Origin of the sequence: Micromonospora sp. NPDC049275 (assembly GCF_043197115.1) — a bacterium.
Taxonomy (GTDB): Bacteria; Actinomycetota; Actinomycetes; order Mycobacteriales; family Micromonosporaceae; genus Micromonospora.
Genome location: NZ_JBICSN010000002.1, coordinates 823,759 through 846,525 on the forward strand (window position 1 = coordinate 823,759; position 22,767 = coordinate 846,525).

The 22,767-nt window shown below is 72.1% G+C and carries 17 protein-coding genes; 8 read left to right on the plus strand and 9 right to left on the minus strand.

The window, feature by feature from the left end; translation table 11 throughout:
- The first annotated feature begins 12 nt into the window (after window positions 1-12).
- A complete protein-coding gene (locus tag ACGFIE_RS09255; protein WP_393292736.1) occupies window positions 13-837 on the plus strand; it encodes a class I SAM-dependent methyltransferase in 825 nt (274 codons plus the stop codon).
- Window positions 838-904: 67 nt separating this feature from the next.
- Here ACGFIE_RS09255 and ACGFIE_RS09260 read toward each other — a convergent pair whose 3' ends face one another.
- Both ACGFIE_RS09260 and ACGFIE_RS09265 read right to left on the minus strand, forming a co-directional pair.
- A complete protein-coding gene (locus tag ACGFIE_RS09260) occupies window positions 905-2,167 on the minus strand; it encodes a phosphodiester glycosidase family protein (RefSeq protein WP_393292738.1) in 1,263 nt (420 codons plus the stop codon).
- A 180-nt stretch (window positions 2,168-2,347) separates the two neighbouring features.
- Window positions 2,348-3,682 (minus strand): carbohydrate-binding domain-containing protein, encoded by a 1,335-nt coding sequence (locus ACGFIE_RS09265; RefSeq protein WP_393292740.1) that lies wholly within the window; start codon window positions 3,680-3,682, stop codon window positions 2,348-2,350.
- 403 nt (window positions 3,683-4,085) lie between these two features.
- Between ACGFIE_RS09265 and ACGFIE_RS09270 the strand changes: the two genes are divergently transcribed.
- From ACGFIE_RS09270 to ACGFIE_RS09295, 6 genes are all read left to right on the plus strand, one after another.
- A complete protein-coding gene (locus ACGFIE_RS09270) occupies window positions 4,086-9,545 on the plus strand; it encodes a carboxyl transferase domain-containing protein (protein WP_393292742.1) in 5,460 nt (1,819 codons plus the stop codon).
- 259 nt (window positions 9,546-9,804) lie between these two features.
- Complete coding sequence (locus ACGFIE_RS09275) at window positions 9,805-10,998, plus strand: endo-1,4-beta-xylanase (protein WP_393292744.1); 1,194 nt, start codon at window positions 9,805-9,807, stop codon at window positions 10,996-10,998.
- Between the two features lie 136 nt (window positions 10,999-11,134).
- A complete protein-coding gene (locus ACGFIE_RS09280) occupies window positions 11,135-11,908 on the plus strand; it encodes a maleylpyruvate isomerase family mycothiol-dependent enzyme (protein ID WP_393292746.1) in 774 nt (257 codons plus the stop codon).
- A gap of 146 nt (window positions 11,909-12,054) precedes the next feature.
- Window positions 12,055-12,813: an endonuclease/exonuclease/phosphatase family protein gene (locus ACGFIE_RS09285; protein ID WP_393292749.1), complete on the plus strand. Its 759-nt coding sequence runs from the start codon at window positions 12,055-12,057 to the stop codon at window positions 12,811-12,813.
- 143 nt (window positions 12,814-12,956) lie between these two features.
- On the plus strand, window positions 12,957-13,349 hold the full coding sequence (locus ACGFIE_RS09290) for a hypothetical protein (protein ID WP_393292752.1): 393 nt from the start codon (window positions 12,957-12,959) through the stop codon (window positions 13,347-13,349).
- Between the two features lies 1 nt (window position 13,350).
- On the plus strand, window positions 13,351-15,789 hold the full coding sequence (locus ACGFIE_RS09295) for a DUF4132 domain-containing protein (protein ID WP_393292754.1): 2,439 nt from the start codon (window positions 13,351-13,353) through the stop codon (window positions 15,787-15,789).
- Between the two features lie 109 nt (window positions 15,790-15,898).
- Here the strand turns inward: ACGFIE_RS09295 and ACGFIE_RS09300 are convergent, their stop codons facing one another.
- The 6 genes from ACGFIE_RS09300 to ACGFIE_RS09325 all read right to left on the minus strand — a co-directional run bounded on the left by ACGFIE_RS09300 (window position 15,899) and on the right by ACGFIE_RS09325 (window position 21,273).
- Complete coding sequence (locus ACGFIE_RS09300) at window positions 15,899-16,513, minus strand: lactate utilization protein C (RefSeq protein WP_393292756.1); 615 nt, start codon at window positions 16,511-16,513, stop codon at window positions 15,899-15,901.
- Window positions 16,495-17,931 carry a LutB/LldF family L-lactate oxidation iron-sulfur protein gene (locus ACGFIE_RS09305; protein WP_393293208.1) on the minus strand — a complete coding sequence of 479 codons (1,437 nt, stop codon included), beginning with the start codon at window positions 17,929-17,931 and terminating at the stop codon, window positions 16,495-16,497. Before ACGFIE_RS09305 ends, ACGFIE_RS09300 begins: the two co-directional genes overlap by 19 nt.
- A 20-nt stretch (window positions 17,932-17,951) precedes the next feature.
- The gene (locus ACGFIE_RS09310; protein WP_393292758.1) at window positions 17,952-18,719 is read right to left on the minus strand and encodes a (Fe-S)-binding protein; all 768 of its coding nucleotides are present in this window, start codon (window positions 18,717-18,719) and stop codon (window positions 17,952-17,954) included.
- A 40-nt stretch (window positions 18,720-18,759) separates the two neighbouring features.
- Window positions 18,760-19,509 carry an SDR family NAD(P)-dependent oxidoreductase gene (locus ACGFIE_RS09315; protein ID WP_393292760.1) on the minus strand — a complete coding sequence of 250 codons (750 nt, stop codon included), beginning with the start codon at window positions 19,507-19,509 and terminating at the stop codon, window positions 18,760-18,762.
- The gene (locus ACGFIE_RS09320; protein WP_393292763.1) at window positions 19,506-20,357 is read right to left on the minus strand and encodes a fumarylacetoacetate hydrolase family protein; all 852 of its coding nucleotides are present in this window, start codon (window positions 20,355-20,357) and stop codon (window positions 19,506-19,508) included. The genes ACGFIE_RS09315 and ACGFIE_RS09320 overlap by 4 nt, the downstream gene beginning before the upstream one ends.
- A gap of 97 nt (window positions 20,358-20,454) precedes the next feature.
- Window positions 20,455-21,273, minus strand: a complete 819-nt coding sequence (locus ACGFIE_RS09325) for a helix-turn-helix domain-containing protein (protein ID WP_393292765.1) — start codon at window positions 21,271-21,273, stop codon at window positions 20,455-20,457.
- 136 nt (window positions 21,274-21,409) lie between these two features.
- Between ACGFIE_RS09325 and ACGFIE_RS09330 the strand changes: the two genes are divergently transcribed.
- Window positions 21,410-21,781 (plus strand): nuclear transport factor 2 family protein, encoded by a 372-nt coding sequence (locus ACGFIE_RS09330; protein ID WP_393292767.1) that lies wholly within the window; start codon window positions 21,410-21,412, stop codon window positions 21,779-21,781.
- A gap of 21 nt (window positions 21,782-21,802) precedes the next feature.
- Here the strand turns inward: ACGFIE_RS09330 and ACGFIE_RS09335 are convergent, their stop codons facing one another.
- Window positions 21,803-22,705 carry an MHYT domain-containing protein gene (locus ACGFIE_RS09335; RefSeq protein ID WP_393292769.1) on the minus strand — a complete coding sequence of 301 codons (903 nt, stop codon included), beginning with the start codon at window positions 22,703-22,705 and terminating at the stop codon, window positions 21,803-21,805.
- Window positions 22,706-22,767: the final 62 nt, after the last annotated feature.

Consider the following 22,767-nt stretch of genomic DNA (forward strand, 5'->3'; position numbering starts at 1 on the left):
AGGCAGAAGACGATGGCGACTCCCACCAGCGATGGCGCGTACACCTTCGACAACGGCGCACCGGACGCGGTCCCGCAGATGCGGGCGCTGGAGTCCTTCCTGGACCCGATCACGATGCGTCGCCTGGCCCGCCCGGTGCTGCGCCTCGGGTCGCACTGCTGGGAGGTCGGGGCCGGTGGCGGCTCGATGGCCCGGCGGATCGCCCGCGCGGTCGGCCCGGACGGCGGCGTGCTGGCCACCGACATCGACCCCACGCACCTGCGTGCCGACGGCAACCTGACCGTACGGCGGCACGACGTTCGCATGGACCTTCCACCCGGGGACGCGTTCGACCTGGTCCACGCCCGTCTCGTGCTGCTGCACCTACCCGAGCGCCGACGGGTCCTGCGTACCCTCGCCGGTGCGCTGACGCCCGGTGGCTGGCTGCTCGTGGAGGAGTTCGACTGCACCACGCCGGTGCGGGTGCTGAACGCGCCGAGCGACGACGCGGCGAAGCTGTTCACGCAGGTGATGGACGCCATGATGGAGGTGTTGCAGGAGCACGGCGCCGACCTGGGGTGGGCGCAGGACGTGCACACCGAGATGATCCTCGCCGGCCTGACCGAGGTGGACACCAGCACCCACTCGCAGAGCTGGGCCGGCGGGTCGACCGGAGCGTCGCTCTACGAGACCAACTCCCGTCAGCTGGAACCGGACCTGCTGGCGGCGGGGCTGTCGCCCCAGCAGCTCACCGCCTTCCGCCGACTGCTGCGTGACCCTTCGTTCGCCGTCATGTCGTACCACTTCGTGTCGACGCGGGGCCGCCGCCCCGCCCCCACCGTCCCGCGTCGATCATGAAGTTATTGTGCGCCTCCTCGGCGTGTCGCGGCGATAACTTCATGATCGACGGGGAGGTGGGGGGCCGTCAGTGGCGGCCGACGAAGATGCCTATGCCGTTGGCGACCGCGCGTTCCGTACCGTCGGAGGGGCTGTTGCGGGCGGTGGCCGCGGCCTGGCCCGGCTCACGGACGGCGACCGTCGTCGAGCCACCGCCGTCGAGGTTGACGGCGGCGTGCGCGCCGAGCGTCCGCATCAGATCGGCGAGTTCGGCGATGGTGAGGCCGGCGCTGGCGGGAGCACGGCCGGCCAGCGCGACGAGGTACACGGTCCGGCCGTCCGGGCTGGCGCCGGCCGCGCTGCGCACGGCGGCGGTCCTGGTGTCGAGGCCGGCCAGTGGCGCGCCGTCACGCAGGATCGGAGCGCCACCGACCGCGAACGTCAGCTTGGGCGCACCGGCGGAGGTGAGCTTCTCGTGCACCTGCACCCGGTCGCCGACGGCCAGGTCGTCGAGCGCGTCCGCGCCGCCCTCGCGGCCGACGAGCACCTCGGTGTCGGCGGGGATCGCGCCCGCGCCGGGCGTCTGGCCCACCGCGGTCACCACACCGTGGCGAATGGTCACCTCGTAGGTGTGGGTGCTGCACGGGTCGTTGCGGTTGGTGTCGCTGCCGCAGGTCGAACGTACCCGGGAGGCCGCGCCCCACGCGGAGGTGAACAGGCCGACGCCGTCGAGGGGAAGCGCGTACTGGTTGAGGCCGCTGAGGGTGACCGTGCCCTTGCGGCTGCGGACCTCGCCGGCCAGGCTCAGGGTGTCGACGCGGGCCCTGCCGTTCGCGCCCACGCCGAACACGTCCCGGGTCGAGGTGCCGGGGGCGAGCCCGGGGCCGAAGCGCTGCGCGGTGGGCACGGCGAACTTGAGCTGCTCGCCGTCGGCGATCTCCGGGCCGGAGGACGAGCCGGTCGGTGCGACCCCGGCGTGCGTCTCGCTGATGTTGAAGAAGTCGCCGTTGACGCCGGCGATGGCGCCCTGCGCGTTCGTCATCGTCGAGACGACCTGGCGCTGTGCGACGGAGTCCGGGTGCAGGAGGTCCAGCGAGACCTTGTTCCTGCGCAGGTCGGCGGTGAGCAGGTAGCCGACGGTGACGCCGCGTGGGGTGCCCACCTCAAACGAGTCGTACGTGACGCCGGGGGCGAGCTGCTCGGTCGAGGTGACTTTGATCGCGGAGTCCGCCGTCGACGCGGACGTCGTCGCGGAGGCGGCCTGGGCGGCGCCGGCCGGGGTCGCGAGCGTGCTCAGCCCCGCGGCGAGCAGCAGCGCCAGACTGGGGCGTACGAGGTGTGCTGCCCTCATCGCCGATCCTTTCGTCGTGTGCGGTTTCCGGGCCAGCCGATCACCCGGGGGTGAACGCCGAAGACGTGCGACGTGAACCGCCCGCACCTTCTTGATCAACTGTCGGTTCGGGCGTACGACGAGGACGGGAGTGGCCCGCGACAGTTGTCGCGGGCCACCCCCGGGCGGGCGGTGTCCGGGTCAGCGGACCACGCCGATGCCTGTGAACGACCTGTCGTACTCGGGGAACGACTGGTTGGTGTACGGCGCGTGGATCCAGGTACGCAGCGAGTTGGCGGCCGTGTCGATCTCGACGAGGCGTACCGGGTTCGTGGTGTTCGAGTGGAACGTCTGGAGGAACGAGTAGATCTTGTTCCCGTTGACGCCTGTGTCGACCCGGTTGGCGGCGACGCCGACGTGGCCGGAGAAGACGAACCGGATGTTGGCGTACTGCTTGACCAGGTTGTCGAAGAGGTACTGCGGGCTGGTCGCCCCGTACGAGGCGCTCTGCTCGATGGCCCCGTTGCCGTCGATGTAGTCGTGGGTGACGACGATGACGGTGTGCCGGGGATGGGCGGCGACGACGCTGCGGGCCCAGGCGACGGCCTCGGCCCGGGGCCAGAGTTCGAGGGTCAGCACCAGCCACTGCGTGCCGCCGGCCGCGAAGGTCGAGTACGAGTTGTCGACCTTGCCGCTCTCGAACTGCCCCTGCACCGCGCCGTACTGGCCGGCGGTGAAGAACTGGTTGAACACGGTCGTGTCCCGGACGAGTTCCCGGGTGTGTGCGGGGTCGCGGGCCGAGCCGCCGACACCTGTCGCCTGGGTGTCGTGGTTGCCGATCGCCAGGGCGTACGGGATGCCGGCGGTTTCGACCGGTCGCATCGCGTCGCGGGCGATGACGTACTGCGAGTGGTCGGGAGTGTCCCAGTTGACGACGTCACCGGACGAGGCCACGAAGCGCAGGTCCAACGCGGACCTGTTGCGCGCCAGCCAGTCGGTGCGGTTGCGGAACCGCGTGTCGCTGCTGTTGAGCACCTCCTGCTGGGTGTCCGGCAGGACCGCGAAGCTGAACGTCGTGTCGGTGGCGTCCGGGGTCTCCATCCGCGCGTACCCGATGTGGACGTTGCGGTCGCAGGACCCGTCGCGGAAGTCGTTGACGAACTGGATCCGTACGGTGTGCTGACCGGCGCCGACCGCCGCGCCGACGGGGTAGGTGCCGTAGGCGGTCGCGCTGACGATTGTGGTCTGGCCGACGCTGACGCCGTCGACTGTCACCCGTACGGTCGGCCACCCCTGGCAGTTGTCACCGATCGCGCCGATCAGCACCCGCCCGGAGCCGGTGACGCTGGTCTGCGCGTAGCTGGAGTTGCCCCAGAGCGAGGCGTGCGTGCCGGAGGGGGGTGTCGGGGTGCCGGTCGCCGTGCGGATCGCGCCGTCGACGACAGTGAACGGGGAGGGCTCGGCGGCGCTGGCCGTACCGGCGGCGAACGCTCCCCCCGCCGCGACCACCGTCGCCACGACCATCCCGACGAACACGGATCTGGATCCTCTGAAAGCCACCGCTCATCCTCTCGACGTCGCAGGCCCGTTGAGCTGGGCATGCGACAGCGTAGGGACGATCGGTACGAGACATGTGAATACCTGACGGACAGCTCGCATACCGGAGCTGACCTCTTCATACCGGTGGCGGGGCCACTCTTCACCCGGCACCGGGAAAAAGGGGTGGAAAGCGACGTCTGGGCATCCGTGGCGAGGATCGGGCGCAGATCCGACACCGACGGCCCGACAGCCAAAAAGTTTTGTGGGGTTCCTACAACAGAGCGACTGTCGGTTCGGCGGTTGCACCATGGCGCTGTCCGCCGAGAGCCGGAAAAGTGACCACTGCCGGGAGCCGTCGACTCCCGGCACGCACATATGGTCTACCAAAGGGGTCAGTCGGGTGTTCAACCGTGTCGCCATCGTCAACCGTGGTGAAGCCGCCATGCGGCTCATCCACGCGGTCCGGGAGCTGGCCGCGGAGACGGGCAGCCGGATCGAGACGGTCGCCCTCCACACCGACGTCGACCGCACGGCCACCTTCGTGCGCGAGGCGGACATCGCGTACGACCTCGGTCCGGCGTCCGCCCGCCCGTACCTGAACCTGGCGGCGCTGGAGCGCGCCCTGATCGAGACCGGCGCCGACGCCGCGTGGGTCGGCTGGGGCTTCGTCGCCGAGGATCCGGCGTTCGCGGAGCTGTGCGAGAAGATCGGCGTCACGTTCGTCGGGCCGAGTCCCGAGGCCATGCGCCAGCTCGGCGACAAGATCGGCGCGAAGCTGATCGCCGAGGAGGTAGGCGTGCCTGTCGCGCCGTGGAGCCGCGGCGCCGTCGAGACGCTGGACGCCGCCCGCACGGCGGCGGCCGAGATCGGCTACCCGCTCATGCTCAAGGCGACGGCCGGCGGCGGCGGACGCGGTATCCGCGTGATCACGAACGAGACCGAGCTCGCCGACGCGTACGAGCGCACCAGCCAGGAGGCGGCGCGGGCGTTCGGCAGCGGGATCGTGTTCCTCGAGCGCCTGGTCACCGGCGCCCGGCACGTCGAGGTCCAGGTGATCGCCGACGGCCAGGGCACCGCGTGGGCGCTCGGCGTACGCGACTGCTCGGTGCAGCGGCGCAACCAGAAGGTCATCGAGGAGTCGGCCTCACCGGTGCTCGACGCGTCCCAGGCGGCCGAGCTGAAGACCTCGGCGGAGCGGCTCGCCGTGGCGGTCGGCTACCGGGGAGCGGCGACTGTCGAGTTCCTCTACCACCCCGGCGATCGGCTGTTCGCGTTCCTGGAGGTCAACACCCGCCTGCAGGTCGAGCACCCGATCACCGAGCTGACCACCGGATTCGACCTGGTCAAGGCGCAGCTGCACGTCGCCTCCGGCGGTCGGCTGGTCGGCACGCCGCCGGCGGAGCGCGGGCACGCCATCGAGGCCCGGCTCAACGCCGAGGACCCGGACCGCGACTTCGCGCCGTCGCCGGGACGCATCGCGCGGCTGGACCTGCCCGCCGGCCCGGGCATCCGGGTGGACACCGGCGTCAGCGAGGGCGACACCATCCCTGCCGACTTCGACTCGATGATCGCGAAGATCATCGCGTACGGGCGCGACCGCGACGAGGCGCTCGGCAAGCTGCGGCGGGCGATGGCCAACACCACGGTGATCATCGAGGGCGGCGCGACGAACAAGAGCTTCGTGCTCGACCTGCTCGACCAGCCCGAGATCATCGACGCCAGCGCCGACACCGGCTGGATCGACCGGGTCCGGGGCGAGGGCCGGCTCGTGACGCACCGGCACTCCGCGGTCGCCCTGGCCGCCGCCGCCATCGAGTCGTACGAGGAGGAGGAGCGCGCCGAGCGGCAGCGGCTGCTGTCGACCGCCGCCGGTGGCCGCCCGCAGGTGCAGCACGCCAGCGGCCGGCCGCTGGACCTCAAGCTGCGCGGCGCCACCTACCGGATGCGGGTGGCGCGGATCGGGGCACACCGGTTCCGCGTCGGCATCGAGGCGGGTGGCACGGTGCACACGGCCGACGTCGAGCTGGACCGCTTCGACAGGCACACCGGCCAGATCGTCGTCAACGGCATCCGGTACCGCCTGCTCACCGGCACGCACGGGCCGACCCACCTCGTCGAGGTCGACGGTGTGACGCACCGGGTCAGCCGCGACGAGGGCGGCGTCGTGCGCTCCCCCATGCCCGCGCTTGTCGTCGCCACGCCGCTGGAGGTGGGCGCCGAGGTCGAGGCGGGCGCCCCGGTGCTGGTGCTGGAGGCCATGAAGATGGAGACGGTGCTGCGCGCGCCGTTCCGGGCCCGGCTCAAGGAGTGCGCCGTCGCGGTGGGCAGCCAGGTGGAGGCCGGCGCACCGCTGCTGCGGCTGGAGCCGCTCGCCGACGAGGCCACCGAGGCCGCCGCCGCCCCGAGCGCCGCCACCGTCGAGCTGGACCTGCCCGCCGCCGACGACAACGCGGGGGCGTACGAGCGCAGCAGGCGCGGTCAGGAGGACCTGCGCGGCCTGCTGCTCGGTTTCGACGTCGACCCGCACGACGACCGCCGCGTGCTCGACGACTACCTCGTCGTGCGACGGTTGGCCGCCGAGGACGGGCACCGGCAACTGGCCGCCGAGGTGGACCTCGTCGACGTGTTCGCCGACCTGGCCGAGCTGAGCCGCAACCGGCCGACCGGCGAGGACGGTGGCGCCCACGTCCGCAGCGCCCGGGAGTACTTCCACACCTACCTGCAGAGCCTCGACGTCGAGCGGGCCGGCCTGCCCGACGCCTTCCAGGCCAGGCTCGCCAAGGCGCTCGGCCACTACGGCGTCACCGACCTGGAGCGCTCCCCCGGCCTGGAAGCCGCCGTGTTCCGGATCTTCCTGGCCCAGCAGCGCGCGTCCGCCGACGCCACGGTCGTGGCGGCGCTGCTGCGCGAATGGCTGCGGGAGACCCCGCCGGACGAGTCGCTGCGCGAGCCCGCCGGTCTGGCGCTCGAGCGGTTGATCGCCGCGACGCAGGTCCGCTTCCCCGCCATCGCCGACCTGGCCCGGGGCGTGGTGTTCGCGTGGTTCGCGCAGCCGCTGCTGCGCCGCAACCGCGCCCGCGTCTACGCCCAGATCCGGGCGCACCTGCGACACCTGGACGCGCATCCGGACGCCCCCGACCGCGGCGAGCGCATCGCCGAGATGGTCCGCAGCACCGAGCCGCTGGTGCGTCTGCTCGGCCAGCGCCTCGTCCGTGACCACCTGGACAACACGGTCATGCTGGAGGTGCTCACCCGCCGCTACTACGGCAACAAGGCCCTCACCCGGGTGCGAACCCGCGAGGTCGCCGACTGCGCCTTCGTGGTCGCCGAACGCGCGGACTCCAGTGTGGTCTCCGCGGCGGTGAGCTTCGACGCGCTGGGTGGCGCGCTGCGTGGGCTCGCCGAGCTGGCCGGCGACGAGGACTCCGTCGACGCCGACATCTACCTCGGCTGGGAGAACCAGCCGGAGGACTTCGACGCCATGGCCGCCGCGCTGCTCCAGGTGATCGCCGCACATCCGCTGCCGGCGCAGGTCCGTCGGCTCACCGCCACCGTCGCCGGTCGCGGCGGTGCGGTCATGCACCACCACTTCACCTTCCGCCCGTCCGACGGCGCGATGGTGGAGGACCGGCTGATCCGCGGGCTGCACCCGTACATCGCGCAGCGGATGCAGTTGGAGCGGCTGCACAAGTTCGACCTGACCCGGCTGCCGTCGTCCGACGAGGAGGTCTACCTCTTCCAGTGCGTGGCGCGGGAGAACCCGGCCGACGAGCGTCTCGTGGCGTTCGCCCAGGTGCGTGACCTGACCGAACTGCGCGAGCAGGACGGCCGGCTGGTGGCGTTGCCGACCGCCGAGGACGCGGTCGCGGCGTGCCTCGACTCGATCCGCCGGGCGCAGTCGCGGCGTCCGTCGAAGACGCGCTTCACCACCAACCGGATCGTGGTCTACGTCTGGCCGCCGAGCGAGCTGACCCGCGAGGAGATGGAGATGATCGCCGGGCGCGTGCGCCCGACGACGGTGGGCGCCGGCCTGGAGGAGATCCTGTTCATCGCGCGGCAGCGCGACCGTCGCACCGGCGAGCTGACCAAGATCGCGGTACGGATCTCGTTCGACGCCGCGGGCGGCGCCGAACTGGCCGTCGGCACGCCGCCGGTCGAGCCCGTCGAGCCGCTCGACGAGTACCGGCTGAAGGTGCTGCGGGCCAGCAGCCGCAACACGGTGTACCCGTACGAGTTGACCAACCGGCTCGGTGAGTTCGTCGAGCACGACCTGGACGACGCCCACGCGCTGGTGCCGGTGGACCGGCCGAAGGGGCGCAACCGGGCCGCGATCGTCGCCGGTGTCGTCACCACGCCGGCAACCCTGCACCCGGAGGGTGTCACCCGGGTCGTGCTGCTCGGCGACCCGACGAAGTCGTTGGGCGCCCTGTCCGAGCCGGAGTGCCGGCGGGTGATCGCCGCGCTGGACCTGGCGGAGCGGATGGCGGTGCCGCTGGAGTGGTGGGCGCTGTCCGCCGGGGCTCGGATCTCGATGACCTCCGGTACGGAGAACATGGACTGGGTGGCCGCCGCGCTCAAGCGGATCGTCGAGTTCACCCAGGCCGGCGGCGAGATCAACATCGTCGTGGCGGGCATCAACGTGGGCGCGCAGCCGTACTGGAACGCCGAGGCCACGATGCTCATGCACACCAAGGGCGTCCTGGTGATGACTCCGGACTCGGCGATGGTGCTGACCGGCAAGCAGTCGCTGGACTTCTCCGGCGGGGTGTCCGCCGAGGACAACTTCGGCATCGGCGGCTACGACCGGGTGATGGGGCCCAACGGGCAGGCGCAGTACTGGGCGCCGAACCTGACCGCCGCGCGGGACGTGCTGATGGCCCACTACGAGCACACGTACGTCGCGCCCGGCGAGGACGCGCCGCGGCGGGCGACCACCACCGACCCGGTGGACCGCGACGTCTCGGAGTTCCCGCACGACGTGGCGGGCAGCCCCTTCCGGACGGTCGGTGAGATCTTCTCCGCCGAGGCCAACCCGGACCGCAAGAAGCCGTTCGACATCCGGACGGTGCTGCGGGCCCTCGCCGACCAGGACCACCCGGTGCTGGAGCGGTGGGCGGGCATGGCCGACGCCGACACCGCCGTCGTGCAGGACGCCCACCTCGGCGGCATCCCGGTGTGCCTGCTCGGCATCGAGTCCCGGTCGGTGCCGCGGCGGGGCTTCCCGCCCACCGACGGTCCGGACACGTACACGGCGGGCACGTTGTTCCCCCGCTCGTCGAAGAAGGCCGCGCGGGCCATCAACGCGGCCAGCGGCAACCGGCCCCTGGTCGTGCTGGCGAACCTGTCCGGCTTCGACGGCTCGCCCGAGTCGATGCGCAAGCTGCAACTGGAGTACGGCGCGGAGATCGGCCGGGCGATCGTGAACTTCCGTGGCCCGATCGTCTTCTGTGTGATCTCCCGCTACCACGGCGGCGCGTTCGTGGTGTTCTCGAAGGCGCTGAACCCGAGCATGACCGTCCTCGCGCTGGAGGGGTCGTTCGCCTCGGTGCTCGGCGGCGCTCCGGCCGCGGCGGTGGTGTTCTCCGCCGACGTCAACGCTCGTACGGCCGCCGACGAGCGGGTGCGCGCCCTGGAGGCCCGTGTCGCCGCCGCTGCCGGCACCGAGCGCGCCGCGCTGGCCGCCGAGCTCGACGAGCTGCGCTCGTCGGTGCGGGCGGAGAAGCTCGGTGAGGTGGCCACGGAGTTCGACCGGGTGCACAACATCCAACGTGCCGTCGAGGTCGGTTCCGTGGACGCCGTCATCCGCGCCGCCGAGCTGCGTCCACGCGTCATCGAGGCCATCGAGGCGCGTCTGCGGTAGGGCGCTTCTTCCCAGCAGTGGGGACGGCACCGACTCAACACGGTCGGTGCCGTCCCCACTGTCGTAAGCTGCCGCACCGAAACTTTCATCCGATGACTAGCCACAGCCGGGCAGCTCACCCGACTCTTTTCCGGAAGTTTTCGGAGTTGACGGGGCCCATCGACGGCCATAATGTTTCGAGCGAGTTCCGGTCCTCGCCCCGCCCCGCACCCTCCCTTTGAAGATCGACATTTGTCGATCAATTCCGAAAGGAAGGCAGATGAAGCCACGACGGTGGATCAGCGCCGGCGTCGTCGCCGTCGCGACCGCTGCGGCGTTGAACGCGATGCCGGCCACCGCGAGCCGGCCGTACGACCCGACCGCGCAGACCCTCGCCGCTCTCGGCCAGCGCCACGGGCTGAAGATCGGCACTGCGGTGAACGCGACAGCCCTCAACGACGCCAGCGACCCGCAGTACCGCCGGCTGGCCGCCTCCGAGTTCTCCTCGGTCACCGCGGAGAACGCGATGAAGTGGGAGAGCCTGGAACCCACCCGCGGCACCTACGACTGGGCGGCCGCCGACCAGCTCGTCGAGTTCGCCAAGCGCAACCGCCAGGCCGTCCGCGGCCACGTGCTCGTCTGGCACAGCCAACTCCCCGCCTGGCTGACCAGCGGCGTCGCCGACGGCAGCATCAGCAAGCAGGAGCTGCGCGAGCTGCTGCGCAAGCACATCACCACAGTCGTCAAGCGCTACCAGGGCAGGATCTGGCAGTGGGACGTGGTCAACGAGGCGGTGAGCGACCCCTGGGACACCCCGTCGACGCTGCACTACAAGGGGTTCTGGGCGCAGAACCTCGGCCCCGACTACATCGCCGACGCGTTCCGCTGGGCCCGCGCCGCCGATCCCAAGGCGCTGCTGTTCTACAACGACTACAACATCGAGGCGTTCGGCTCCGGCAACCCGGCCGACGACAAGACGCAGTTCGTCTACGACATGGCCAAGGGGCTGCGCGCGCAGGGGGTCCCGATCGACGGCGTCGGCTCGCAGGGTCACCTGGGCACCCAGTACGGCAACTTCGACACCCTCCAGGTGACCGCCGCCCTCAAGCGGTTCGCCGGGCTCGGTCTGGCCACCGCGTTCACCGAGGTCGACGTGCGCAGCGAGATGACCGAGGCGGTCCGGGCCGGCAACTCCGCCGAGATCAACCCCCGGTTGCAGGCGTCGGCAGCCAACTTCAGCGTGCTGATGAAGGCGTGCCTCGCCGTGCGGACCTGCCTGTCGTACACCGTGTGGGGTTTCAGCGACAAGTACTCGTGGGTGCCGGAGTGGTTCAACGACCCGCCCGAGGGCCTGGCCACCATCTACGACGAGAACTACCAGCCCAAGCGGGCGTACCAGGAGTTGAAGTCCGACCTGATCTTCGCTGGCCCGCCGTACGTCCTGCCGCGCGTCGCACCCAGGCCGCACCGCTGAACGGGCACGGGTCGTGCGGGGTCCACCCTCCCTCGCACGGCCCGTGTTCAGCGTGGCGCGTGTGCTCGGTGGCCCCGCCACCGGCGGTGGGGAATTGCGCTGTCGGTTGTCGAAGGGAAGGTGGTACAAAGCCGCGGTGGACAAGACTCTGGAGTTCGCCGACCTGTTGCGGCTGATGGACGAACGATCGACCGCTTTCCGGGCGGCGGTCGCCACGGCACCCAGCCTCGACGTGCGGGTGCCGACCTGTCCCGAGTGGACGTTGTTCGACCTGGTGCAGCACCTGGGCGAGGGGCGCCGCAGGTGGGCCGCCATCGTGGCCGCGGGGCCCGCCGACGCTCCGCCGGAGATGACCGCCCCGGAGGTCCCCCGGGAGCGCGAGGCCCTGCTGGCCTGGTTCGCCGCGGCGACGAGGGAGCTGCTGGACGCGCTGCGGGAGGCCGGCCCGGATCGTGGTTGCTGGACGTGGTGGGGTGATTCGCAGTCGCCGCAGACGGCCGAGGCCGTCGCCCGGCACCAGCTCCAGCAGGTTGCCGTGCACACCTACGACGCCCAGGTCGCCGTGGGCGCCCCGCAGCCGCTGCCGGACGAGGTGGCCCTCGACGGTGTCGACGAGTTCGTGACCACCTGCGTCGCGACGACGAGCGCGTGGCCGCACGAGCCCGCGGTCGTCGACTACCACGCCACCGAGGGCCGAACCTGGCGGCTCTGGTTCTCCGCCGACGGCGCCCGGGCCGCCCGCCTCCCGACGCCGGTCGCCGGCGAGCGCCCGGAGACGGCCTATGTCTCCGCCCGGGGCACGGCCAACGAGCTGGTCATGTTCTGCTACGGCCGCATCGCGATGGACTCGCTGGAACTCGACGGCGACCGGCGCGTCTTCGACCAGCTGATCGCCTGGGAGCCGGAATAGGACGGCGACGACGGCCCAGCGGCGTCACCCGCGCTGCGGCCGAGCCCTGCGGTCGCCGCGCGACCGGTCAGTCGTACCGGTGGCTCCGCAAGGCCCTCGCCGTCGGCTTCCTAATCGCCGCCGCCGGGCTGTCCGCCGGCTCGTCGGTGGCCGACGCTCCCGCACCCACGACCCTGCGGGTGCTGCAGATGAACCTGTGCAACAGCGGCCGCGCCGACTGCTACACCGGCCGATCGATGACCAGGGCCGCCGAGGTGATCAGCGCCGAGCGGCCCGACCTGGTCACCCTCAACGAGATCTGCCGGGACGACATACCCGCTCTGCAACGCACGCTCGCCGCCGTCCACGATGGCGCTGGCGTCGTATCCGCCTTCCAGGCCGCCGGTGATCGTCCCAGCGGTGCCGACACGCGCTGCCGCGACGGCCAGCCGTACGGCATCGGGTTGCTGACCCGCCTGCACGAGCCCGCCGGCGGCCACACCGTGCACAGTGGCCTGCACCCGACGCAGGATCTCACCGATCCCGAGGAACGACCCTGGCTGTGCGTCCACGTCGACGGCCTGCTGCTGGCCTGCACCACCCACCTCGCGGCCACCAGCTACCGCGTCGCGCTCACCCAGTGCCACGACCTGTTCGACGAGATCGTGCCGGCCATCCGCAGGAGCACCGGGTACGCACCCACAGTGCTCAGCGGCGATCTCAACCTGCGCCACGACGACCCGGCCGTGCGGTCCTGCCAACGACCCGGTTACCAGCGGGTCGGCGACGGGGCGCTGCAACACGTCCTGGCGACCGCCGACATCACGCTCTGCTGCACCAGGTCGGTGGGCATGCGCGGCGCGACCGACCACCCCGCGCTGCTGGCCACCCTCACCATCCACCACAGGCGTCCGACGCGTCGCTGACCCGGGTCCGGGGGCCAATGGGGAGCCGGGCGAGGCTCTTGGGCAGCACACGCAACTCCGCGTCGGGGGCGCCGTTCTCGGGCCCCGTTTCGTCGGACGGTCGTGCCATGCTGCCGCTCACCTCAGGGCAAGGAGCACAGGGCATGGTCTCGGTGATCGTTCGGGATGAGACAGCGACGGGCAGGGCCCTCGAGAGCTGGCCGTTGGCGGGGCTGCCGGAGCGCATCTCGGCGCGGGAGCTGGTGCGGCTGCGGGTGCGCGAGGAGGTAGCCCGGTTCAACGCCGACCAGCCACGGCACTTCCGGGGCCTGGTGCAGCCGACCGACACGGAGGCCACGCTGAACGGCTACCGGGTCGCCCCGGGTCGGCGGCTCGACTGGGAGGCGCAGGCGGATCGGGCCTGCGCCGCGTTCGCCCGCAACGGCTTCCTGCTGCTGGTCGGCGACCGCCAGATCGAGGACCTCGACGAGGAGATCGACCTGCGCACCGACCCGGCCGTGGCGTTCGTCCGGCTCGTCGCGCTGGTGGGTGGCTGACATGGGTGACTGGGCGGCGCTGCTCCCCCGCCTGAGCGAGACGGACCGGCGGCAGGTGGAGGTTGGTCTCGCCGAGGCCGACGAACGGATCCGGGCGGTGCTGCGGACGGCGAGCACGTACCACTGGGAGTCCTCGGTGACCAGCGTGCCGGAGTGGGCCACCGTGCGGTCGTGGCCGGTCGAGGAGCGCCGCCGCGCGGCCCTGGCCATGCACCGGGAGTCGGCGTCCGCGATGAGCGACGTGGTACGCAACCTCGCCACCGCAGACGTCACCTTCACGCGGGCGGACCTGGTGTGGTGCCTGGACGTCGTCGCTTGCAGGGGCGGCGTCGACAACGGCACTGAATTGGAGCTGCCCGCCCTGATCGCGCCCCGCCTGACGGCCGCCGAGCTGGCCGATCTGGTGCCGGCGCTGTCCGCCCTGAGCAGCGAGGTGGTCGACGACTACTTCATCGCGGCAGCGACCCGGCGGCGGACCGTCATGCTGTTCGGCCGGGCCATCGACCGCGCCACCGGCAGCCCTCTGCCGTCGTCGCTCCTGCACGACGGGGACACCTTCGGGCCGGCCGTGCGTGCCGAACTCGGCGACGCCCTCGTCGCGCCGGGCGTGCCGGAGCTGCTGGAACACTGCGCCACGTTGGACAAACCGGCGGCGTCCAAGACCTGGCTGCGCCACCTCGACGACCTGCTCGCCGCCGCGAACGGCGGTCCGCAGGTGGTACGCCGGCTCCTCGACGCGTTCGCGGCCCACGGCCGGTCCGTCCACGACGACTCCGACCGCCTTCTGCGCGGGCTGGTCTGGGCGTTGTCGCGGGAGCGCGACGAGGAGGCGACCGACCTGCTGGCGCGGGTCACCGCCACCGCGGCGGCGGCGCCACGGCAGGCGTCCGGCTTTCCCCACGCGCAGCGCACGGCGATCACGGCGGTACGGCTGCTGGCCGACCGCGACGGCGACGCGCCCGTGCGCACGCTGGCGCGGCTGGCCGGGACGGTCCGGAACAGGGCCGTGCGGAGCCGGGTGGAGGCCGCGTTGACCAGCCTCGGCGCGCGCCGCGGGTGGTCGCTCAGCGAGGTCATGGAGCTGGCCGTCGACGACCACGGGCTCGGGCCGGATGGGCGCCTGCCCACACCTGTCGGCTCGTACGAGGCGACTGTCGAGATCGCGGGCGACCGGGCGCGCCTGATCTTCGCCCGCGACGGCGTCCCGCTCAAGGGCGTTCCGGCTCAGGTGAAGCAGGCTCATGGCGACGAGCTCGCCTGGCTACGGGACGCGGTCAAACGGGTCGGCGCGACGCTGGTGAGCGAGCGCCAGCGGGTGGAGGGGCTGCTGTCGGAGGAGCGCACCTGGTCGTACCCGGACTGGTCGTCGAGGTTCCTCGACCACCCGGTCACCGCGACCTTCGGGCGGCGGCTGCTGTGGGAGACCAGCGGCGACGGCCAACGCTGGACGGCCGGCCTACCGCGACGGGACCCGGACGGGTGGACGCTCGTGGACCGGGCCGGCCGGGCCCTTCCGCACGGTCAGGTCAGACTGTGGCATCCCGTCCGCGCGGACACGGCCGAGGTGCTGGCCTGGCGCGAGCACCTCCTCGCCGCCGGCCTGACGCAGCCGTTCAAGCAGGTCTTCCGGGAGATCTACCTGCGCACGCCTGCCGAGGAGAAGACGCACACCTACTCCAACCGGTTCGCCGGGCACATCCTGCGCTACCGGCAGGCCAACGCCCTGCTGCGTGGCCGCGGCTGGCAGGCCGGTTACCTCGGCACCTGGGACGGCGGGTACGAGAGCGAGGCCACCAAGGCTTTCGGCGGCGGCGAGTGGCGGGCGTCCTTCGACCACGCGCTTGTCGACAACCCGGATCCCGACCGCTACGACGTCGAGCACTGCTCCACCGACCAGGTGCGCTTCGCCCGCCGCGACGGCACGGCCTGGCAGCCCGCGCCGATCGTCGACGTGCCACCGCTGGTGTTCAGCGAGGCCATGCGTGACGTGGACCTGTTCGTCGGCGTCACCTCGATCGCCACCGACCCGGAGTGGGCCGATCGCGGCGAGGACCGGTTCTCCGCCTACTGGCGACGTGCCGTCGTCGCGGAGCTGACCCCGTCGGCGCAGGTACGCCGGGACGCCCTCGCCCGGCTGCTGCCCCGGATGGCCATCGCCGACCGGGTGGACCTGTCGGACCGGCATCTGCGGGTATGCGGAAACCTGCGCGCGTACCGGATCCACCTCGGTTCGGGCAACGTCATGATGGAGCCCGACGACGCGTACCTGTGCATCGTCGCGGCGCGTGAACGGACCGGCCGCCTGCACCTGCCGTTCGACGACGACCCCCTGCTGTCCACGATCCTGTCCAAGGCGATCATGCTCGCCGCCGACGACAAGATCACCGACACCACGGTGCTCGCCCAGTTGCGGCGCGGTGGAGCGACGGGGCAAGCTTGATCATGTAATGGAAAGTAGGTGCCGGGGGCGTTCCTGGCCTACTTTTCATCACATGATCATGGGGTCCGGCTAGGGCAGCGCGCGTAAAGGTCGCTTGTGGACCGAATCGTCAGGGCAGCAGGATGACGTACAACTGGCGCGGGCCGTGCACCCCCTCGACGCGGATCAGCTCGATGTCGCTTGTCGCCGACGGGCCGCTGATCCAGGTCAGTGGGCGGTGTGGCGTCAGGCGGGCGAGGGCCTCCGGCACGGTGGCCACCACCTGGTCGGCGCGGACGACGCACACGTGCCGGTCCGGCAGGAGGCTGAGCACCCGGCGTCCCTGGTCGGGCGAGGCGTCGAGGACGACGGTTCCGGTCTGGGCGATGGCGACGGCGGCGGCGGTGACGACGGCGTCGGCGGCGCCGATCCGCGCGTGGTCGAGGCCGTCGTCGGGCAGCGCGGTCACCGTCGGCGGCAGCCAGGCGCGCGGCAGACCCGGCGGTACGACGACGGTGCCGCCCGCCGGCAGGAGGTCGGCGATCGTGTCGGCGACGGCGGCCTCGGCGATCCGGTGCACGTGTGCCCGGTAGTCGGTGAGCCGCTGCGCCAACTGGTCGAGGTCCACGGCGGCGGCCTGCCGGTAGTCGCGGGGCACGTCGACAGGCGCGGCGGTGTCGGCGGCGAGCGCGGCACGCAGCCGGCCGAGGACGAGGTCCCGGGAGCTCACCGCCCGGCCCACCATTCGCGGAACGTCTGCGCCGGCGGGTCCGGCAGGTCCCGGCTGGCGGTCCAGCCGTTCAGCGGTGGGGGCAGCCCTCGACCACGCCGGCCGGCGAGCCGGCTCAGCCGGGCGGCGCGCTGTCCGGCCGCGTACAGCCGGGGTCGGTCCATCGTGTACGCGGCCGCGGCCATCGCGATCGACTCGGCGGTGGGCCGCTGTCGCGACTCGACGGCCTCGGCACGCAGGTACACGAGCAGCTCCGGGATGTTGATTTTGACGGGGCAGGCGTCGTAGCAGGCGCCGCAGAGCGTCGACGCGTACGGCAGGGACGCGTTGTCCTCGATGCCGGTGAGCTGGGGCGACAGCACCGCCCCGATGGGCCCCGGGTACACCGAGCCGTAGGCGTGGCCGCCGGCGCGCTCGTAGACCGGGCACACGTTGAGGCACGCCGAGCAGCGGATGCACCGCAGCGCCTGCCGGCCGACCTCGTCGGCGAGCACCGCGCTGCGCCCGTTGTCGAGCAGCACGAGGTGGAACGTCTGCGGCCCGTCGCCCGGGGTCACGCCCGTCCACATCGAGGTGTACGGGTTCATCCGTTCCCCGGTCGACGCCCGCGGCAGCAGTTGGAGGAAGACCTCCAGATCACGCCAGGTCGGCACCACCTTCTCCACGCCCATGACGGTGATGAGGGTCTCCGGCAGGGTCAGGCACATCCGGCCGTTGCCCTCGGACTCCACCACGGCCAGGGTGCCCGTCTCGGCGACGGCGAAGTTCGCGCCGGACACCGCCACCGGCGTACTCAGGAAGGTTTCGCGCAGGAACCGGCGCGCGGCGGCCGCGAGGGCCGTCGGGTCGTCGGTGAGCGCGGGGTCGACGCCGGGCATCTCGCGGAGGAAGATCTCCCGGATCTCGGCCCGGTTGCGGTGGATCGCGGGCACCAGGATGTGGCTCGGCCGGTCGTCGCCGAGCTGCACGATCAGCTCCGCGAGGTCGGTCTCGACGGCGGTGATCCCGGCCGCCTCGAGGGCCTCGTTGAGGCCGATCTCCTGGGTCGCCATGGACTTGACCTTGATGACCCGGTCCGCGCCGGTCGCCCGGACGAGGTCGGTGACGATGCGGTTGGCCTCGACGGCGTCCGCCGCCCAGTGCACCACGCCGCCGGTTCCGGTGACCCTCTCTTCGAGCTGTTCCAGCAGGTCGGGCAGACGACGCAGGGTGTCGGCCTTGATGGCCGCGCCCGCCGCGCGCAACTGCTCCCAGTCCGACTGTTCGGCGATCACACTCGCCGACTTGGCCCGGATCGTCGTCGTGGCGTGGCGGAGGTTGCGCCGCAGTTGCGGGTCGGCCAGGCTGCGCCGCGCGGCGGTCGGAAACGACTCGTCGCCGCGCAGGTGCCCCACGCCTGCCGGCGCGGTCACCGGTGGCGTGGCCGCCGGCATGCCGAGGAACGTCCGGCGGGTCACGGCCGCACCGCCGACCCGACGCCTACCGCGCCGCTCTGCTCGGTCGAGGCCAGGATCTCGGCCAGGTGCACGGTGCGTACCCCGGTCCGCAGCCGCGACAGCCCACCGCCGATGTGCATGAGACACGAGACGTCCCCGGCGGCGCACACGTCGGCGCCGGTGGAGAGCACGTGACGCATCTTGTCCGCAAGCATCGCCGTGGACGTCTCCGGGTTCTTCACGGCGAACGTGCCGCCGAACCCGCAGCACTGCTCCGCCGCCGGCAACTCGACCAGGTCGAGCCCACGCACCGCGTCCAGCAACTGTCGCGGCCGGTCCCCCACCCGCAGCATCCGCAGCGAGTGGCAGGTCGGGTGGTAGGTGACCCGGTGCGGGTAGTACGCGCCCACGTCTGTCACCCCGAGCACGTCGACAAGCAGCTCGGACAGCTCGTACGTGCGCTGCGCCACCGACTCGGCCCGGCTGGCCAGCCGCACGTCGCCCGCCCGTCGGGCCACCGTCGCGTGCTGGTGCCGCACCGACCCGACGCAGGAGCCCGACGGCGCGACGATCACGTCGTACGGGTCGAAGACCCGCACGTGCCGGCGGACCAGGGGGACGGCCTCGCGCTGGTAGCCGGTGTTGACGTGCATCTGCCCGCAGCAGGTCTGCTCCTGCGGGAAGACCACCTCGTGGCCGAGCCGCTCCAACAGCCGCACGGTCGCCGTGGCCGCCTGCGGGAACATGGTGTCGGCCAGGCAGGTCACGAACAGCGCGATCCGCACGGCCCGCCTCCCCCCACCGACCGTCGCCGGCGGGCCGCCGTCACGGCCGGACCCGCAGATGGGTGACCCCACCGTCGACGTCCAACACCGTACCGGTGGTCGACGCCGAGAGCGGCGACGCGAGGTAGACGATCGCGTTCGCGACCTCCTTCGGGGTGACAAGTCGTCCGATGGGCTGGCGGGCCTGCAACGCCACGCGTTCGGCGGCCGGGTCGTCGGCCTGCGCCAGCAGCCGTCCCACCCAGGGCGTGTCGGCCGTGCCGGGGCAGACGCAGTTGAACCGGATGCCCTCGCGGACGTGGTCGGTGGCCATGGCGAGGGTCAGCGACAGCACCGCGCCCTTGCTGGCCGAGTAGAGCGCCCGGCCGGGCAGGCCGTTGAGGGCGGCGATGGACGAGATGTTGACGACCGACGCGTGCGCCGAGCGGCGCAGCCAGGGCAGGGCCGCGCTGACGACGCGCGCCATGCCGACCACGTTGACGTCGAGCACGCGGTGCCACTCGTCGTCGCTCTGGTCGGCGACGGTCCCGGTCGCGCCGATTCCGGCGTTGTTCACCACCACGTCGATGCCGCCGAGCGTGTCGGCTGCTGCGGCGACCGACTTCTGCACCGACGGGCGGCTCGACACGTCGGTGGCGAAGCCGGCGACGCCCTCCGGCAGGTCGCTCGGGTCGAGGTCGAGGACTGCCACCCGCGCGCCGCGCTCGCGCAGCTCCACGGCGGTGGCGCGGCCGATCCCGGAGGAGCCGCCGGTGACGAGGGCGGCCAGGCCGGCGAACTCCGCGCTCACGCCGCCACCAACGTCTGGCGTGCCCGGCCCAGGCCGGCGACCTCCAACTCCACGACGTCGCCCGCGCGCAGGTACGGGTGGTCCGGAAGGCCGAGCGCCACCCCGGCCGGGGTGCCGGTGTTGATGACGTCACCGGGGTACAGGACCATGAACTGGCTGAGGTACCAGACGACGTGGGCGACCGGGAAGATCATGTCCTTGGTGGACCCGTCCTGGCGCAGGACCCCGTTGACCCACAACCGCAGCGCCAGCGACTGCGGGTCGTCGACCTCGTCGGCCGGCACGAGGCTCGGTCCCAGCGGGTTGAAGGTCTCGCAGCTCTTGCCCTTGTCCCACTGCCCTCCGCGCTCCAACTGGAACCCGCGCTCGGAGACGTCGTGCGACACCGCGTACCCCGCGATGTGCCGCATGGCCTCCTCCGGGGAGTCGGCGTAGCGGACGGTCGTGCCGACGACGACCGCGAGTTCGACCTCCCAGTCGGTCTGCGTCGAGCCACGCGGGACGAGAACGTCGTCGTACGGGCCGACGATTGTCATCGGGTCCTTCATGAAGACCACCGGCTCGGCGGGCAGCGCCGCACCCGTCTCCGCCGCGTGGTCGCGGTAGTTGAGTCCGATGCAGACAATCTTGTGGGGTCGGGCGATGGGGGCGCCCACCCGCAGGCTGTCCGCGTCGGGCAGCTCGGTCAGCTCGCCACGCTCGAGCGCGACCCGTGTCCGCGCGATCCCGTCCGACGCCCAGAACGCCCCGTCCAGGTCGGCGGTGAGCGGCCGCAGGTCGAAGGTCGTACCGTCGCGCTGGACGACAGGGATCTCCTGGCCGCTCGGGCCGAGGCGCTGGAAGTTCATCTCACTCTCCTCCGTGTCCGGGCTGACCGGGCGGTGGCGGACACCCCCGCATTCAACACCGACACGCCCCGCGCCCGGCACGGCGGGATCACCTCGGTCAGCTCCCTGGGACCTCGTCGCCGCCCGGTACGCCGAGGGCGCGCAGCGTCGCCGCGTCGGCGGGGAAGAACGACTCGACGGCCAGCCCGGCGACTGTGACGTCGAGAGGGGTGCCGAACACGGTGGTGGTGCTGAGAAAGGACAGTTCCCGGCCCTGGTGGCGGTAACGGAGCCCGACGGCGATCCGCGAGACGGGGTCGTCCGTTGCCGGGGAGTGGCAGTTGTCGCCGGGATAGCCGCGCAGTTCCTCGTGCAGGTCGTGCAGGGCCGCGTCGCCGGTGCCGACTGCCGTCTGGCGCAGCCGGGCGAGCAGGTGCGTACGCCACTCGGGCAGGTTGCCGATCCGCGGGGCCATGCCGTCGGGGTGCAGACTGAGCCGCAGCACGTTTACCGGAGGGGCGAGCAGGTGCGCCGCCGCGCCGTCGGTGAACAACGCCACCGCGGGGTTGGCCTCGACGAGCTGCCAGTGCCTGTCGATGAGCACCGCCGGGTACGGGCCGTGGCCGTCGAGGATCCGTCGGACGGCGGCACGCACCGGCGCCAACTCCGGGTCGTCCAGCTCGTGGCGGGGGTAGGCGGGCGCGTACCCGCCGGCGAGCAGGATCGTGTTGCGGTCCGCCAGCGGCACGTCGAGCTGCTCGGCCAGCCGCAGGATCAGCTCGGGACTCGGCCGGGACCGCCCGGTCTCCACGAAGCTCAGATGTCGGGCGGAGATTCCCGTCTCGATCGACAGGTCCAGTTGGCTCATCCGCCGGCTCTGCCGCCAGTCGCGCAGCAGCTCGCCGACCCGTCGCACCGGCCTGGTCGTCGTCGTCACGCGACCGACCCTAGTGACCGCGGCGGCGCAGCGGCCATTACCTCCGACGTAATCGACAGCGCCCCGCGCCGGCCGCGAGCATCTCTCTCCAGAGCGGCGACCACCGCCGCCGTCGTCCGACGATGAGGAGAGAGCCATGGCTACCAGCTTCGACACGCTGGCCGAGCGGTACATCGCGATCTGGAACGAGACCGACCCGGCCCGTCGCCGTACGGAGATCGCCGACGTGTGGGCTGCCGACGCCCGCTACGTCGACCCGCTGAGCGTCGCCGAGGGTCGGGAGGCGATCGACGCGATGATCGCGGCCGTACAGGACCGATTCTTTCCCGGCATGACGTTCCGGCTGGCCGGACCCGTCGACGGCCACCACGATCAGGTCCGGTTCACCTGGGAGTTGGGGCCCGACGGCGTCGAGGCGCCGATCGTGGGCTTCGACGTCGCCGTGGTGGACGGCGACGGGCGGTTGAGCCAGGTGCTCGGCTGGCTGGACCGGGTTCCGGGGGCCTGATCGGCCCCCGGCTGCGCGGCGTCAGCGCGACGGGGTGTCCCGACGGGTAGGGGTGTCCCGGCGGGACGGGAACGGGGTTCCGGGCTGCCCGAGGGTGGACCGGGCGCGCAGCCCGACCGGGTCCGGAGCGGCCACCGGCGCGGCCGGGGCCGGCTCCGGTGCCCGGCGCGCGTCCAGGTACGCGGCGGCGGCCACGTCGTCGTCGGTGGGCGCGGCGAGCAGCGCGTAGAGCAGGCCCACCACCCCGAAGATCACCGCCACGACGATCGGCACGAGCAGGGCACTCACCCCGGCGCCACTCACCCCGCCGGCGCGTTCGTGCAGGTGCACCGACAGCGCGCTCATGCCGGTGAAGTGCATGCCGTTCACGGCGACGCCCATCACCAGCGCGGACGCGAAGATCGCCAGGCCGCGCCGGACGGTCATCGCGAGCCACAGCGCGACGGTCGCGGCGACGACCGCGATGACCACCGAGAGGATGACGCGGGTGCTGTCGTAGGCGAGGCTGCCGTTGAGGCGCATCGCCGCCATGCCTGTGTAGTGCATGGCGGCGACGCCGAGGCCGGTGAAGACGCCGCCGGCGACGAGGCGTACCGGATTCAGCCGACCGGTGCCCACGATGGCCAGGCCGATGCCGACCGCGACCACCGCGATGGCGGTGCTGGCGGCAGTGAGGGGCACGTCGTAGCGGATGCGGGCGCCGTCGACGGCGAAGCCGAGCATGGCCATGAAGTGCATCGCCCAGATGGCGGTGGCGCCCAACGCCCAGGCGGCCAGCAGGCCCCACCAGGCGCGCTGACCGGCGGTGCGGGCCGTCCGGATGCGGCCGGCGCAGACGAGCCCGAGAACCGAGCCGAGCACGGACAGCGCGTAGCTCAGCGCGGGTGTGATCCACCCGTACTCAAAGTGATTGATGTCCGCCACGGCGGTTCTCTCCCCATTCGTTACCGGCGCGTATACACGGCGCTCGGGCAATGATCAGGGCT

Coding starts and splice junctions, on each gene's coding strand:
- ACGFIE_RS09255 (WP_393292736.1), top strand. CDS start 13: ATGGCGACTCCCACCAGCGATGGCGCGTACACCTTCGACAACGGCGCA.
- ACGFIE_RS09260 (WP_393292738.1), bottom strand. CDS start 2,167: ATGAGGGCAGCACACCTCGTACGCCCCAGTCTGGCGCTGCTGCTCGCC.
- ACGFIE_RS09275 (WP_393292744.1), top strand. CDS start 9,805: ATGAAGCCACGACGGTGGATCAGCGCCGGCGTCGTCGCCGTCGCGACC.
- ACGFIE_RS09290 (WP_393292752.1), top strand. CDS start 12,957: ATGGTCTCGGTGATCGTTCGGGATGAGACAGCGACGGGCAGGGCCCTC.
- ACGFIE_RS09295 (WP_393292754.1), top strand. CDS start 13,351: ATGGGTGACTGGGCGGCGCTGCTCCCCCGCCTGAGCGAGACGGACCGG.
- ACGFIE_RS09300 (WP_393292756.1), bottom strand. CDS start 16,513: ATGGTGGGCCGGGCGGTGAGCTCCCGGGACCTCGTCCTCGGCCGGCTG.
- ACGFIE_RS09305 (WP_393293208.1), bottom strand. CDS start 17,931: ATGCCGGCGGCCACGCCACCGGTGACCGCGCCGGCAGGCGTGGGGCAC.
- ACGFIE_RS09320 (WP_393292763.1), bottom strand. CDS start 20,357: ATGAACTTCCAGCGCCTCGGCCCGAGCGGCCAGGAGATCCCTGTCGTC.
- ACGFIE_RS09330 (WP_393292767.1), top strand. CDS start 21,410: ATGGCTACCAGCTTCGACACGCTGGCCGAGCGGTACATCGCGATCTGG.